This window comes from Quatrionicoccus australiensis, from assembly GCF_020510525.1.
Taxonomy (GTDB): Bacteria; Pseudomonadota; Gammaproteobacteria; order Burkholderiales; family Rhodocyclaceae; genus Azonexus; species Azonexus australiensis_B.
Genome location: NZ_CP075188.1, coordinates 2,130,817 through 2,144,540, shown reverse-complemented (window position 1 = coordinate 2,144,540; position 13,724 = coordinate 2,130,817). Strand labels below are relative to the sequence as shown.

At 58.9% G+C, this 13,724-nt stretch carries 11 protein-coding genes; 3 read left to right on the top strand and 8 right to left on the bottom strand.

Annotated features, from left to right (window positions below; genetic code table 11):
* Positions 1-20: 20 nt before the first annotated feature.
* The 7 genes from KI612_RS10315 to KI612_RS10285 form a co-directional block, all read right to left on the bottom strand.
* Positions 21-2,234 (bottom strand): chemotaxis protein CheA, encoded by a 2,214-nt coding sequence (locus tag KI612_RS10315; RefSeq protein WP_226440006.1) that lies wholly within the window; start codon positions 2,232-2,234, stop codon positions 21-23.
* Positions 2,235-2,253: 19 nt separating this feature from the next.
* Positions 2,254-2,559, bottom strand: a complete 306-nt coding sequence (locus tag KI612_RS10310; protein WP_226440005.1) for an STAS domain-containing protein — start codon at positions 2,557-2,559, stop codon at positions 2,254-2,256.
* Between the two features lie 10 nt (positions 2,560-2,569).
* Complete coding sequence (locus tag KI612_RS10305) at positions 2,570-3,841, bottom strand: methyl-accepting chemotaxis protein (protein WP_226440004.1); 1,272 nt, start codon at positions 3,839-3,841, stop codon at positions 2,570-2,572.
* Between the two features lie 4 nt (positions 3,842-3,845).
* Positions 3,846-4,211, bottom strand: coding sequence for a response regulator (locus KI612_RS10300; protein WP_226440003.1), 366 nt, complete (start codon positions 4,209-4,211; stop codon positions 3,846-3,848).
* Positions 4,212-4,332: 121 nt separating this feature from the next.
* The gene (locus KI612_RS10295) at positions 4,333-6,432 is read right to left on the bottom strand and encodes a PAS domain-containing hybrid sensor histidine kinase/response regulator (protein ID WP_226440002.1); all 2,100 of its coding nucleotides are present in this window, start codon (positions 6,430-6,432) and stop codon (positions 4,333-4,335) included.
* Positions 6,433-6,580: 148 nt separating this feature from the next.
* Complete coding sequence (locus KI612_RS10290; RefSeq protein ID WP_226440001.1) at positions 6,581-7,222, bottom strand: response regulator; 642 nt, start codon at positions 7,220-7,222, stop codon at positions 6,581-6,583.
* Between the two features lie 18 nt (positions 7,223-7,240).
* On the bottom strand, positions 7,241-9,118 hold the full coding sequence (locus KI612_RS10285; protein ID WP_226440000.1) for a PAS domain S-box protein: 1,878 nt from the start codon (positions 9,116-9,118) through the stop codon (positions 7,241-7,243).
* Positions 9,119-9,516: 398 nt separating this feature from the next.
* Between KI612_RS10285 and KI612_RS10280 the strand changes: the two genes are divergently transcribed.
* The 3 genes from KI612_RS10280 to KI612_RS10270 all read left to right on the top strand — a co-directional run bounded on the left by KI612_RS10280 (position 9,517) and on the right by KI612_RS10270 (position 12,789).
* Positions 9,517-10,641 (top strand): hypothetical protein, encoded by a 1,125-nt coding sequence (locus KI612_RS10280; protein WP_226439999.1) that lies wholly within the window; start codon positions 9,517-9,519, stop codon positions 10,639-10,641.
* 32 nt (positions 10,642-10,673) lie between these two features.
* Complete coding sequence (gene thrC, locus KI612_RS10275; RefSeq protein ID WP_226439998.1) at positions 10,674-12,101, top strand: threonine synthase; 1,428 nt, start codon at positions 10,674-10,676, stop codon at positions 12,099-12,101.
* Positions 12,102-12,162: 61 nt separating this feature from the next.
* Entirely contained in the window at positions 12,163-12,789 is a 627-nt protein-coding gene (locus KI612_RS10270) for an SAM-dependent methyltransferase (protein WP_226439997.1), read from the top strand.
* Positions 12,790-12,801: 12 nt separating this feature from the next.
* Here KI612_RS10270 and nadC read toward each other — a convergent pair whose 3' ends face one another.
* Entirely contained in the window at positions 12,802-13,677 is an 876-nt protein-coding gene (gene nadC, locus KI612_RS10265; RefSeq protein WP_226439996.1) for a carboxylating nicotinate-nucleotide diphosphorylase, read from the bottom strand.
* Positions 13,678-13,724 lie beyond the last annotated feature (47 nt).

The window sequence follows — 13,724 nt, the reverse complement described above, 5'->3', positions numbered from 1 at the left end:
CTCTTGTTGAATTGCGTTGCTTAATTATTGGGATGTACGGGCAGGGAGGGATGGTTTCTCTCTGGCAAGAATTTCTGTTCTTCACTCTGGCTGACGATACGGACCAGCGCTGCGACATCGAGAATCAGGGCGACCTCGCCGCTGCCAAGGATGGTTGAGCCGCCAATTCCCTGCAGATGCGGGAACATCACGCCGAGTGGCTTGATCACGGTCTGGAATTCACCCATCAGCTGATCAACGACTATTCCCGCCTTTTGCCCGCCGAACTGGATGACGACAATGCTTTCCCGGGCTGGGGGCGTTCCCTTAATCTCGAAAAGGTCACGCAGCCGGATGAAGGGCAGGGCCTCGCCGCGCAGGTTGAGGAAGCTGCGTCCCGAGGGCGGTTCCTTCTGCTCGATGCATTCAACAACGGTATCGAGCGGAATGACATAAGCCGCCTTGCCAACGCCGACCAGGAAACCATCGATGATGGCCAGGGTCAGTGGCAGGCGAATGCTGAAAGTGCTGCCTTGGCCTTCGACGGTCGTGACGTTGACCGCACCGCGCAGCGACTGGATGTTGCGACGCACGACATCCATGCCGACACCTCGTCCGGACAGGTTTGAAACCTTGTCTACGGTCGAGAAGCCCGGTTCGAAGATCAGATTGACAATTTCGGCATCGGAAAGCTGTTGACCGGGCTGGATGATGCCGCGCTCGAGGGCCTTGGCGGCGATCTTTTCCTTGTTGAGGCCACCACCGTCGTCCGACACTTCGATCACGATGCTGCCCGAGTCATGGAAGGCATTGAGCGAAACCCTGCCACAGGCCGGCTTGCCCCGCTCCAGGCGCAGCGCAACCGGTTCGATGCCGTGATCCAGGGAGTTTCTGACCAGGTGCATCAGCGGGTCGCCGATTTTCTCGACGACCGTCTTGTCGAGTTCGGTTTCAGCGCCGCTGATCTGCAGTTCGATTTCCTTGTCGAGCTCCTTCGAAACATCACGGACGACCCGGTTGAAGCGGGTGAACGTGTCGCCGATCTGCACCATGCGCAATTGCAAGGCGGAGTCGCGAATGTTTTCGACAAGACGCGACAGGACCGAGGTCGCTTCGACCAATCCGGCCTGCCGGCTCTTCTGGGCAAGCAGATTGGCCGAGGCGCCGGCAATGACGAGTTCGCCGACCAGATCGATCAACTGGTCGAGTTTGTCGGCCTGGACACGAACCAGACGGGCTTCCTTGGCTTTCTTGTCATTGACCTGGGTCTGCTTGACGACTGCCGCTTCGATCAGTTCCTTGTGGGCCACCTTGTTGTCGACGAGTATCTCGCCCAAGTGGGAGTGCACCGCGCCATCGGTCGACGGGCTGGAACAGGCTGTTTTCTGGTTGAGCAGCCCCTGATCGATCTCGGCCTGCGTCAGCGCGCCACAGCGTACGAGAATTTCCCCCAGCCGCATGCTGTCTTCGGGGAGTTCTTCGATGCGCTTGATGTATTCCGAGAGTTTGCTGTTCGGCGGCAGGATGTGCAGGTCGCATTCATCGCGCACAAAATCGAAGACGCGTTCGATATCGGCCTTGGAACTACGCGTCTGCAGCTGGATTTCAAAGCCGATATAGCAGGATTCCGGGTCCATTTCAGCCGCCGCCGGAATGGCATCGGTAATCGTTTCAAGTCCGACGATTTCACCGAGCGAGGCCAGATAGCGAATGAAAGAGAGCGGTTCCATGCCGCCGCGCAGCACGTTTTCGCCGAAGCGCACGGAAATGTGCCAGCTATCGGTGATGACGATGCCGCCGCCCGAGCTTTCGACCTCCACTGTCGGATCGTGCAGCGTCATGCCGGAATTCGCTGGCGCAGCAGACGGTGATCCGAGCAGTACCTTGAGGCGTTCGGTCAGGTTTTCCCCGCGAGTCTGCAATTCGGCATCCGGCTCGCTGGCTTCGGCGCCGAGGACATCGAGCAGGCTGCCCATGTGGTCGCAGCATTCGAGCAGTAGCGTGGCGAGGGCCGAGGTCACGACAAGGTCACCGTTGCGCAGCGCATCGAGCAGGTTTTCGACACGATGGGTGAAGGACTCGATGAAGTGGCATTCAATGACGCCAGAGCCCCCCTTGATGGTGTGGGCGGCGCGAAAAATACTGTTGATGTTGTCCTGGTCTTCCGGATTTTGTTCCAGTCGCAACAGGCCGGATTCCATCTCGGCAAGTTGCTCGCGGCTTTCCTGGATGAAGACGCCGGTAATTTCGTCCATGTCTGTTCTCCGCTGCCCGTCAGGGCGTCTCATGGGCAGGAATGAGCAAGGGGTCGCCAAACTCGGCAGCCATGTTGCAAAACTCGACGACGGCACTCACGGCCTGGCTGTGCGCCACGATGCGAACGCACTTTCCGGCACGCTGCGCCTCTTTCTTGAGTAACACGAGCAGCTGCAGACCGGCCGTATCCATTTCACCAACCTGGGCGAGGTTCAGTTCCAGGTCAGCTGTTTGCGCAAGGGCGTCAAGAAGTTTTCCCTTGAGCTCAAGCGCGTGATAGATGGTCAAGTCTTCGGTGACCGTTAGCGGTTGACTGGATGACATGTCGTTTTCCTTAAAACAACTCGATCCGCGACTGGGGAGCGGCTTTCGCCCCCGAAGTTCGCTTGAGCGAGCTGTCATGGGTATTTCTCTGCTGTGCCATGACATAGCGGCTGTAAAGTGTTTCCAGATGCTGCGCGATTGGCGTGTAGCCGGATTCCGCGCTGCCACCGGAACGCAGGCGCTCAGCGAGCATGCTTGCATGTTCATCCAGTTGTACCAGTGCCTGCATGACATGCTCGATCTGCTGCCGGGTGACATCCTGGAACTGCACGCTGGCCTGGGCCTCGAGGAACATCTCGGCAAGTTGCCGGCTGCTGCTCTGCACCTCGGCCAGGGCGCCGGCTTCATGCTGCATCAGTTCTTCATAGTTCAGGCCCAGTTCGTTGAGCTGGGCAGAGAAATATTCCAGCAACTGCCTTTCCTTTTCCAGATTGACGTTGGAAAGCTTGTCTTCGAACTGCGTTTCGATATGTTCACTGACCGAGGCGATCCCCTGACTGATCTTGACGACGGCGGTTTCGGTTTCGCCTGACAGTTTGCGCACTTCGTCCGCCACTACCGCAAAACCACGCCCGGCCTCGCCGGCACGGGCTGCCTCGATCGCTGCATTGAGCGCCAGCAGGTTGGTTTGTCCGGCAACATGCTTGATCAGCTGCACCAGCGACTCCAGCGAGCGCGCTTCCTGCACGACCTGCTTCACCCGGACCTGGTCCTGCGCGGCTTCGTGCAGACGCTGCTGCACGTAACCTTCAATTTGCAGGATCATCTTCTGGTTCTGCGCAATGCGTGTTTCCGAGTCGCGAACCAACTGGGCTGTTTCGTCGGTGGTTCCGGAAACAAAGCGATCAAGCGCGGTAACGACGCTGTCGATGGTTTGCAGGCGTTCGGCGATGTTGAAGGCGGCTTTCTCGGTTTCATCGATAACGCTCTTCAACTGATTGCGAACGACTTCATTAAAGCTGGAAACCTGAGCGAGTTCTCCTGAAATTTCTCCGGTGACTTGATGGAGGTTCTTGAGTTTGTTCTCGTCGCCGCTGGCAAGCTTGCCCAGACCCAGCATCTGGTCGCGGTAAAACGCCAGTGAAACCATGCGCTGCGCCAGATAACTGGCGGCCACCAGAACAAAGGTGCCCAGTGCATCGACTTCCGGAGACTTCAGTCCAGTCAGCGAGGTAAAGGCAGTATGAAACCAGTTGTGGGCAAAATAGACGACACAGGAGGCTCCTGTGGCGACAATCAGGAAAACAATCAGGCCACGGCGCAGGAGTGTGTTGATCGGCATGGGTTTAGCGAACGACCAGCTTGATGGTGTTGAGCAGTTCATCTGCCGTCGCGGGCTTGACTATCCAGCCTGAAGCGCCGGCTGCCTTGGCTTCCAGCTTTCTGGACTGTTGCGACTCGGTGGTCAGGAAGAGGATGGGAACGAACTTGTAGGCGGGAAGTTTGCGTACTTCCTTGATCAACTCGATGCCGTTCATGCCCGGCATGTTGAGGTCGGTGATCATCAGGTCGATCTTGATGCCACCTTTCAGTTTGCGCAGGGCTTCTTCGGCATTTGATGCCTTTTCGGCCGCATAGCCTGCCTTGGTAAGAATGTTTGAAATGCTCAGCAGGATGGTGGCGGAGTCATCGACAAGAAAAATTGTTTTCATGGATATTTGTTCCAGTATCTTCGGGTAGGCTTATCAACAAGCCTGATCAAAACATGCGCTGGTTTATGTGTTTCGGTTAACTTTGGGTTGGCGATCGCATTTATAAATAATCATGTTGATATCATGTTGCGGTTTTGGTTATCTGCGGAGATGCTCTTCTGGCGAGCTTCTGGATCGTTTCGACGAGCAGGTTCAAGTCAATCGGCTTGGCCACATGGGCGAGCATGCCGGACGCTAAACACTTGTCACGTTCCTCATCCAGGGCGTGAGCGGTCAGCCCGATAACGGGGAGGCCTGGATCAATCTGATGTATACGCAGGGTAGCTTCATGGCCATCCATGATCGGCATCATGATGTCCATCAGGACGATGTCCCAGGCCTTTTCATCCGAGTTTTCCACTTGTTCGACAGCCTGCACGCCATTCTCGACGCAACATAGCTCAACGCCTTCGTCGAGAAGAATTTCCTCGAGGACAATGCGGTTGATTTCGTTGTCCTCGGCGGCGAGGATGCGTAATCCGCGCAGACGCAAGCCTGACAGAGGTGTCGCGACGGAGGTTGGCTCCTGTTGAATCACCTCGCATAACGGCAGGCTGACAATGAATTCACTGCCTTTGCCTGGTGTGCTGCGCGCACTGATTGTTCCCCCCATCAGGTCGAGCAGGTGCTTGCAGATGACCAGGCCGAGCCCGGTTCCGCCAAAGCGGCGGCTTGTCGAAATTTCGGCTTGTTCGAAAGGTTGGAAGAGGTGGCTGAGTTGTTCCGCTGTCATGCCGATGCCGGAGTCGCTAATCCGGAAATTCAATGTCGTTTCCTGGCGATAAACTGTCAGTCTGACCGCACCCTGTAGTGTGAATTTGATGGCATTGGACAATAAATTGACCAGAACCTGCAGTAACCTCAGTTCATCGCCGAGGCAGGCGACGGGAAGGTCCGGCATCTTGCTGATCGAAAAATCGATTCCCTTGCTTCTGGCGCGTTCCGCACTCAGATTGGCGGCTCGCTCAATCAAGGAGTCGAGGTTGAGCGGTGCTGATTCAAGCGTCAGTTTGCCGGCTTCGATTTTCGCGAAGTCGAGAATGTCATTGACGATCCCCAGGAGCAACTCACCCGCCTGCACGATACGGGCAAAATTTTCGTGGCAGGAGGCACCTGTACTCGTGCGTAACCCCACCTGGGCAAGACCAAGTACGGCGTTCAGTGGCGTGCGGATTTCGTGGCTCATGTTCGCGAGAAATTCGCTGCGTACCCTTGCCAGGCGTTCGGCATTCTGTTGTGCCGCAAGCAGGTCAGCCGTGCGCTCGGTGACCATTTCTTCGAGATGATCGCGATAATTTGCCAGTTTGATTTCCGCCTGAACGCTTTGGCTGATGTCTTCCTTGACGGCAATGAAGTTGCGGATGATGCCGTTTTCATCAGGCACCGGTGTGATCGTCTGAAATTCGTGATAAAGGCTGCCATCGCGACGACGATTGACCAGCCGTCCTTGCCAAACCCGGCCGGCGCCGATGGTTTTCCATAGCCCCAGGTAAACTTCCGGTTCCTGCTCTCCTGAACGCAACAGCTCGCGCGGATTGCGCCCCAGTACTTCAACTGGCTGGTAGCCTGTCATGGCAAAGAATGCCGGATTGGCCCACTCGATCGCGCCGCCAATGTCGGTAATCATGATTGCGTTGGCGGCGGCATCGAGTGCCGCGCCGCGCAGGCGCAACTGGGTCTCGGCCTGCTTGCGCTTGGTGATGTCCTGAAATGTTACGGTCAGCAAACCTTCCGGATCGTTCGGGGAGAGCGGGGCGATCGACCAGATGACATCAAGCATCTGGCCATTCTTGTGCCGCAGGGAGGCTTCGATGGAACATTGTCCATACGTCCTCAGCTGGCTGTCCTTTTCACCGCCAACCCGCTCAAATTCTTTTTCCGACGGGTAGAGCAGGCGTGAGGAGCAGCCGATCAGTTCTTCCTTCCGGTAGCCCGTGATGTTGCTCATCGCCGGATTGGCGTCAACAAATACACGTTGTGCCGTCATCACACCAATGCCGACCGGTGCGGTCTCGAGGATGCTGTGGATCCTGATTTCACTGGCGGCAAGACGCTGCTGTGTTTTTTTCAGCTCGCTTTCAAACAAGTGCAGGGTTTCGCTCAGTTCAGCCTGACTGGCCGTGCTGCTTTCCGGCATCGGGGAAGCCGAGGCGTCGCCTGTATTCACACTTGAGTCACGCATTCAGTTGTTCTGGATTAGACCTGTATGAGATATCGTGATCGTACGCTTGCGGAGCGGCTGCCGATATCGACACATTTGATTATATTGTCATACCGGTAAACGAGTATTCCGTTTGGGTATTTTGGTTGTGCTCAATAATGAGACAAGGCTAGTCGAGGTCCATACCCCGGCTGATCACATATCGGGTCAATTCGGCGACACTGTGCAGATCGAGCTTGCGCATGATGTTGCGGCGATGCACCTCGACTGTCGAGGCGGCAATGCTCATCTTGGCGGCGATCTGGATGGAGGTATTGCCTTGAGCCACCAAGCGCAAAACCTGTTGCTCGCGATTGCCGAGACGGATGGGTGAAGGGCTGCTCTTGTCGCTACTGCTGATGCCGCGCGTGATCAGCGTTGCGACATCCGGGCACAGGTAGCTGCGATTGCGCTGTACGGCATCAATGGCTCGCAGCAATTCGTCACTGGCCTCGTCCTTGGTGACATAGGCACCAGCCCCGGCCTCGATCATGTCGAGGACGTAGCGTCGTTCGGCATAAATCGACAGGGCGATGATCTTGACCGAAGGATTCGCGAGTTTGATCCGGCGTGTTGTTTCCACGCCATTCATGCCGGGCAGGCCGATGTCCATGCAGACGATATCCGGCGAAGTGTCCACGACGAGTCGGAGAGCCTCGTTGCCGTCCCCGGTTTCGCCAACGATCCTGATATCGGGGCTGCGCTCAAGCAGGGCGCGCAGGGCTTCACGGAACATCCGGTGATCATCGACAAGCAGAACGCGCAGGGTCATGGTTGGTAGCTCTTGATACTAGATCTGGACATGAATTCGGGTGCCTTTTCCCAAGCTGGAGTCGATCACGAAAGTGCCTCCGGCAAACTCGGTGGCCTCGCGCATGTTGATCAGGCCGAGTCCGTTTCCGGGCGCAGCCAAGTTCAATTGTTGACTGTCAAAACCAATGCCGTTGTCCGAGATGCTCATTGATATCCCGTTCATTTGGTGAGACAGGCAGATCTCTGCCGAAGTGGCTCGGGCATGTTTGGCACAATTGGTCAGTGCTTCCTGAAAAATGCGGAACAGCACCAGTTCGTGCTCCGGCGAGGGTTGCAGCTCGCGGTTCGTGCAACTGATCGTCGCTTCGATGCCGGTGCGCCGGATAAAGTCGTCAAGATGACTTTCCATGGCAGGGAGCAGGCCGGCGTAGTCAAGCAGGGGCGGTCGCAACTCCGTGCTGATTTCGCGAATGCTTGCTGCCGTGTCCTCGATCAGGGCACGGGTATCTTCAATGCGAGCAGTGATTTCGCTGGATCCACGGGCTGCGAGTTCGTTTGCCAGGATGCCCAGGTTGATTGAAATGGCGGCCAGGTTGGGGCTGGTTCGATCATGCAGGTCGGCAGACAGGCGGCGCCGGATTTCTTCCTGGGTTGCCACGAGATGTCGTGACATTGCCTCCAGCTTGGCGGCCTGCCGGAGACGCTCGGCTTCTGCCTTCTTGTGTTCGCGCCTGTCGTAAACATTGGCTCGACTGGCCAGAAAGTTACCAGCCTCGTCACGTAATGCCGTCGCGCTGATCAGCACGGGGAGGGCGCTACCGTCCTTGCAGATGAATTCGACTTCGGTCTGCGCATTCGCCTGCTCTTTGAGCAACAGGGAAAAATAGGCAAGAAAGGAAGGAATGGTCGCGGGGGAAAGAAACTCGACCAGTGCCCGGCCGATAACCTCTTCCCGTGCATACCCCAGCCAGCGCAGTTCGGTGTCGTTGATGCGGATGAAGACTCCGTCCTTGTTCACCGAATGGTAGCCGCAAGGTGCGTTTTGATAAAGATCCTCGACCTCTCCGGCATAAGTGCGCAATTGTTCGGAGGCGAGCTTGCTTGCAGTCTCGTCGCGCAGGATGCCAACGAACTGCGTGACTTTTCCTTTGCTGTCGGCAATCGGGACAATCGACAATTCGTTGCGAAAGCTTGAACCATCCTTGCGATAGTTCAGGATTTCGCCATGAAACTGCTGGCCCGATGCCAGCGCCGATCGCATTTTGCCGACTGTTTCCCTGCTGGTTGCCGGTCCTTGCAGAAACCTGCAATTTCGGCCGACGATTTCGCGCTGTGCGTAGCCGGTGATTTTTTCGAATCCCTTGTTCGCGAAGCTGATCTGGCCATCGGCATCGGTAATGATGACACCCTGCGTAATGGCCGCCAGTGCGTCATGGTGCAGGCGCAGACTGGCCAGTTGTTCTTCCCGCAATTTCTCGCCCTGCTTGCGCTCGGTGATTTCCCGCGCGAAGCCTATGGTACCGATGGCCTCGTTGCCGGCGTCGGTGAGTGGTGCCTTGAAGGTCTCGAACCATTTTTCGATACCTCCGTCAGGGATTTTTTCCTCGATTACCTTGATCTGGCGGGTGGCAAGAACGTGCTGGTCATCCGCCCGATAGGCCTCGGCCAGATACGCCGGCACGATGTCGAAGTCGGTCTTGCCAACCAGTTCCTGCGGCAGTGAAGCAGAAAATACACGGGCAAAAGCTGCATTTACGGCGAGCAAACGACCCTCGGTGTTTTTGACCCATACCGGGAAGGGCAGGGTGTCAAGAACAGTCCGATAAAGCTCCAGGCATGCGATCGGCGTCTCCCGATCACTACAAGCTGCTATTTCGGGGGACGACGGATAACTTGTAAGGTGCTGTGCGTCCATGTTTGTCTCCACCATGTTTCTTGTAAGGAGTCCCCGGTGGGTTGGAATCCCGTTTTTAGGATAGGTTCATAAAAGAGTTGCAACTTTTCGGAAAGTCACTCGACTAATCGTGGTTAAACGCTGACGAAGCTTGCCGGAGAAGGATCTTACGTGATCGGATCTGGCACCGACATTCAGGTATTTCCCTATATTGCAGTACCGGTTTTGCGGTAGCTTGTCCTTTTTGTTCAGGGCGTTAATGACGCCGGTCTGGGGCGTGTTCCGGCAGCCGATGGCCGAAAATTATTGTATAAACCGAACCATGAAGAGCCATGGTGCCGGATCAATCCCGGGGCAGGAGATATCAATGGAGTGTGCGGCATGTTCGCAAAGCTGATCGCAACGGGACCGAGGGCGGCATGCTGTATGTTGCCGGCCTGACGCTTTGCTCCCTGCTCGGCGGCGCTTTCCTGGCGACGGCGGGGATCGGTCTGCCGGTCGCCGTGGTGCATCTGGCATTTGCCGTCGGTGTCGTGCCGCTGATTTTCGCCGCGATGAGTCATTTTGTGCCGGTGTTGACGCGTACCGGCGATCCTGTTCGCTGGATCGCGCGCCTGCCCTGGCTGGCTCAGGCCGCCGGCCTGCTCGCCGTGCTCGCGATGCAGGGCCTTGTGCCTTACTGGTTGCTGTATGGCGCCGCTACGGTCGACCTCGTCCTGGCGGCGGTTTTGCTCAACTGGATGGCGGCCCGGGCGCGTGCCAGTCTTGGTTCGCCGCATCCGGGCTGGCGCTGGTATGGCGCAGCGCTGGGCTGCCTGATGCTGGCCCTGCTGGCGATTCTGCTGACCGCGATCTGGCCGGCTTACTGGTATCCGCTGCGCCTGTTTCACCTGCATCTCAATACCATCGGCCTGGTCGGCCTGGCAGCACTCGGCACCTTGCCGGTGCTGATGCCGACGGTGCTCGGCAAGCCCGACCCGGAAGGCGCCGGCTGGCTGCATCGGCGTCTCTGGCTGGTGGCCGGCGGAGCCCTGGTGGTGGCGACTGGCGCCGCCGTGGTCTGGCCGTTTGCGGCGCCGGGGGCGGCGCTTGTCCTGGTGGCCGGACTGAGCCTGGTCGGTCAGTGGGTGCGGCGTTTCGGCATCCGGCCGCTGCTTGTTGACGGCGTTTCTGCCTCCTTGCTGGCCGCCGTCGTAGGTCTTTTGCTGACGCTGGCGGCTGGTGTTGCACACGGCGCCGGGCTGTTGCCGGCGCGGCCCTCGCTGCTTGCCTGGGGCGCCGGCTTTCTCCTTCCGCTGGTCAGTGGGACGCTCAGCCAGTTGTTGCCGGTCTGGCGCTGGCCGGGCCCGGTGACGCCGGCCCGGCGGGAGATGCGTGACAAACTGGCGGCAAACGGTGGTTTTCGGGCGCTCCTTTTTTTGCTCGCCGCCGTGGCTTTGCTGGCTGATTTTCAACGCCTCGCCTTCGCCGCGCTCCTGGCTGCGTTGCTCTTGTTTGCGATCAACCTGCTGCAAGCCGTGCGCGTCAGGCGGTCGACGCGGTAAAATCGCCGTTTTTCGCTTTTCAGGGCTTCGCCATGCGCTATATCTCGACTCGCGGTAACGCCGCGCCCCAGGCTTTCTGCGACATTCTCCTCGGCGGCCTGGCGCCGGATGGCGGCCTTTACCTGCCGGAGTCCTACCCGCAGATCAGCCGTGCCGAACTCGATGCCTGGCGTCAGCTGTCGTATGCCGACCTGGCCTACGAAATTCTCTCCAAGTTCATTACCGACATTCCGGCCGCCGATCTCAAGGCGCTGGTCGCCAGGACCTACACCGCCGATGTCTATCGCTACACCCGCAACGGCGGCGATGCAGCCCAGATCACGCCGCTGACCAAACTCGAAGACGGCCTGTACACGCAGGAACTGTCGAACGGCCCGACGCTCGCCTTCAAGGACATGGCGATGCAGTTGCTCGGCAACCTCTTTGAATACGTTCTGGAGAAGCGCGGTCAGGCTATCAACATCCTCGGCGCGACGTCCGGCGATACCGGCTCGGCGGCTGAATACGCGATGCGCGGCAAGCACAACGTCAAGGTCTTCATGCTCTCGCCGGACGGCAAGATGAGCGCCTTCCAGCGCGCCCAGATGTACTCGCTGCAGGATCCGAACATCTTCAATATCGCCGTCACCGGCCTCTTCGACGACGCGCAGGACATCGTCAAGGCGGTTTCCAACGACGCCGAATTCAAGGCCAAGTACAAGATCGGCGCCGTCAATTCAATCAACTGGGCGCGCGTCGCGGCGCAGATCGTCTATTACTTCCAGGGCTATTTCCTGGCTACCAAATCGAATGACGAGCAGGTCGCCTTCGCCGTGCCCTCGGGCAATTTCGGCAATATCTGCGCCGGCCACATCGCCCGCCAGATGGGCCTGCCGATCGCCCGCCTGGTGCTCGCCACCAACGAAAACGACGTGCTCGACGAGTTCTTCAAGACCGGCATCTACCGTCCGCGCAGCGCCGCTGAGACCAGCATCACCTCCAGCCCGTCGATGGACATTTCCAAGGCTTCCAATTTCGAACGCTTCGTGTTCGACCTGGTCGGCCGCGATCCGGCCGTCGTGCGCGAACTGTGGGCCAAGGTCGACAAGGGCCTGGCCTTCGATCTGTCCGCTACGGTCCACTGGCAAAAAATCGGAAATTTCGGTTTTGTTTCCGGCAAGAGCTCGCATGTCGACCGCATCAATACCATCCGCTTCGCGCAGGGCCGCTACAACGTCATGCTCGACACGCACACGGCCGACGGCCTTAAAGTGGCGCTCGAACATCGTTTGCCGAATGTGCCGATGATTGTGCTGGAAACGGCGCAGCCCGCCAAGTTCGAGGAAACCATCCGCGAAGCGCTTGGCACCGAGCCGGTACGTCCGGCCGACCTGGCCGGCATCGAAAAGCTTGAGCAGCGCGTCGTCGTCATGGCGCCGGATGTCGCGGCGGTCAAGCAGTTCCTCGTCGAGCGCGTCTGATACGGCGCTTGTCGCATATGCCGGGGCAGCGCCAGCTGCCCCTTTTCATTGGAGAACGGCAATGAGTGGATTTGATCACGAAGCGCACTGGTCGGCGCGTTATCGTTCGGTCGGCGACGACTACCTGTTCGGTACCGCGCCGAACCGCTTCCTGGCGCAACAGGAAGCGTATTTCTCGGCCGGCATGGAAGTCTTATCCGTAGCCGATGGCGAGGGCCGCAATGCCGCCTGGCTGGCCGAACAGGGCTGTCGGGTGACGGCCACCGAGATTTCGCCGGTGGCCCTGGAAAAGGCCGCCAAACTGGCGCGCGGCCGGCATCTGACGGTGGACTTCGTTCTGGCCGATATTCTCAATTGGGAATGGCCGCAGGCGGCCTACGATGCCGTGGTCGGCATTTTCATCCAGTTCGCGACGCCGGCCGAACGGCCGCGCCAGATCGGCGGCATGCAGCAGGCGACGAAGCCCGGCGGCCTGCTCTTCCTGCACGGCTACACGCCGCAGCAACTGGAATATCGCACGGGCGGCCCGTCTACCGTCGAGAATCTCTATACGGAAACGATGCTGCGCGAGTTGTTCGCCGGCTGGGAAATCCTCGTCCTGCGCGAGCATATCGACGAGATTGCCGAAGGCACGGCACACGCCGGCAAATCGGCGCTGATCGACCTGGTGGCGCGCAAGCCGGTCTGAGACCGGCCTTGTTCAGGCTTCGAGCAGGTCGATGAAGCGCATCGACAGGTCGAGCGCCTTGACGTCCTTGGTCAGCGCGCCGACCGAGATGCGGTCCACGCCGGTTTCGGCGATGCCGCGTATGGTTTCCAGCGTGACGTTGCCCGAGGATTCGAGCACGGCACGCCCGGCGTTGAGCTTGACGGCGTCGCGCAGCATGTCGAGGCTGAAATTGTCGAGCAGGATCATGGTTGCGCCCGCAGCCAGTGCGGCTTCCAGTTCGGCCAGTGACTCGACTTCGATTTGTATGAATTTGCAGCGGTCGACCGCTGCAGCAGCGGCATTTTTGGCCGCCGCCATGGCTTCGGCGATACCGCCGGCGGCGTGGATGTGGTTTTCCTTGATCAGGATCGCGTCCCACAGTGCCAGCCGGTGGTTGCCGCCACCGCCGGCGCGCACCGCGTATTTCTGGGCAATGCGCAGACCGGGCAGGGTCTTGCGCGTATCGACGACCTGCGCTTTGGTGCCGGCGATGGCGTCGGCGTAGATGCGCGCCTTGCTGGCTACGGCCGAGAGCAGTTGCAGGAAATTCAGGGCGCTGCGCTCGGCCGAGAGCAGGGCGCGGGCGTTGGCGCGGATTTCGCACAGCAACTGGTTGGCGACGATGCGCTCGCCGTCGGCGGCCTGCCAGGTGATTTCGGCCTGCGGATCGAGTTCCAGCACGCAGCGGTCGAACCAGTCGCGACCACAGAGCACGCCGTCTTCGCGTGAAATGACGGTGGCGCGCACGCTGCGCTCCCCCGGTACGAGACCGGCGGTGAGGTCGCCGGCACCGATGTCTTCGACGAGCGCAGCGGCGACGTTACGGGTGATTTCGGAAGCGAGGGGGAAGTCGAATTCGATGGACATGGGCTGGGCAAATCGGCATGCTGGGGGCCGAATTGTACCTTCCGGAG

Bases quoted from the DNA above. Each gene is read 5' to 3' on its own strand.
- KI612_RS10310 (WP_226440005.1), bottom strand. From the start codon at position 2,559: ATGTCATCCAGTCAACCGCTAACGGTCACCGAAGACTTGACCATCTAT.
- KI612_RS10290 (WP_226440001.1), bottom strand. From the start codon at position 7,222: ATGACCCTGCGCGTTCTGCTTGTCGATGATCACCGGATGTTCCGTGAA.
- thrC (WP_226439998.1), top strand. From the start codon at position 10,674: ATGCGCTATATCTCGACTCGCGGTAACGCCGCGCCCCAGGCTTTCTGC.
- KI612_RS10305 (WP_226440004.1), bottom strand. From the start codon at position 3,841: ATGCCGATCAACACACTCCTGCGCCGTGGCCTGATTGTTTTCCTGATT.
- KI612_RS10270 (WP_226439997.1), top strand. From the start codon at position 12,163: ATGAGTGGATTTGATCACGAAGCGCACTGGTCGGCGCGTTATCGTTCG.
- KI612_RS10280 (WP_226439999.1), top strand. From the start codon at position 9,517: ATGCTGTATGTTGCCGGCCTGACGCTTTGCTCCCTGCTCGGCGGCGCT.
- KI612_RS10285 (WP_226440000.1), bottom strand. From the start codon at position 9,118: ATGGACGCACAGCACCTTACAAGTTATCCGTCGTCCCCCGAAATAGCA.
- KI612_RS10300 (WP_226440003.1), bottom strand. From the start codon at position 4,211: ATGAAAACAATTTTTCTTGTCGATGACTCCGCCACCATCCTGCTGAGC.
- nadC (WP_226439996.1), bottom strand. From the start codon at position 13,677: ATGTCCATCGAATTCGACTTCCCCCTCGCTTCCGAAATCACCCGTAAC.
- KI612_RS10315 (WP_226440006.1), bottom strand. From the start codon at position 2,234: ATGGACGAAATTACCGGCGTCTTCATCCAGGAAAGCCGCGAGCAACTT.
- KI612_RS10295 (WP_226440002.1), bottom strand. From the start codon at position 6,432: ATGCGTGACTCAAGTGTGAATACAGGCGACGCCTCGGCTTCCCCGATG.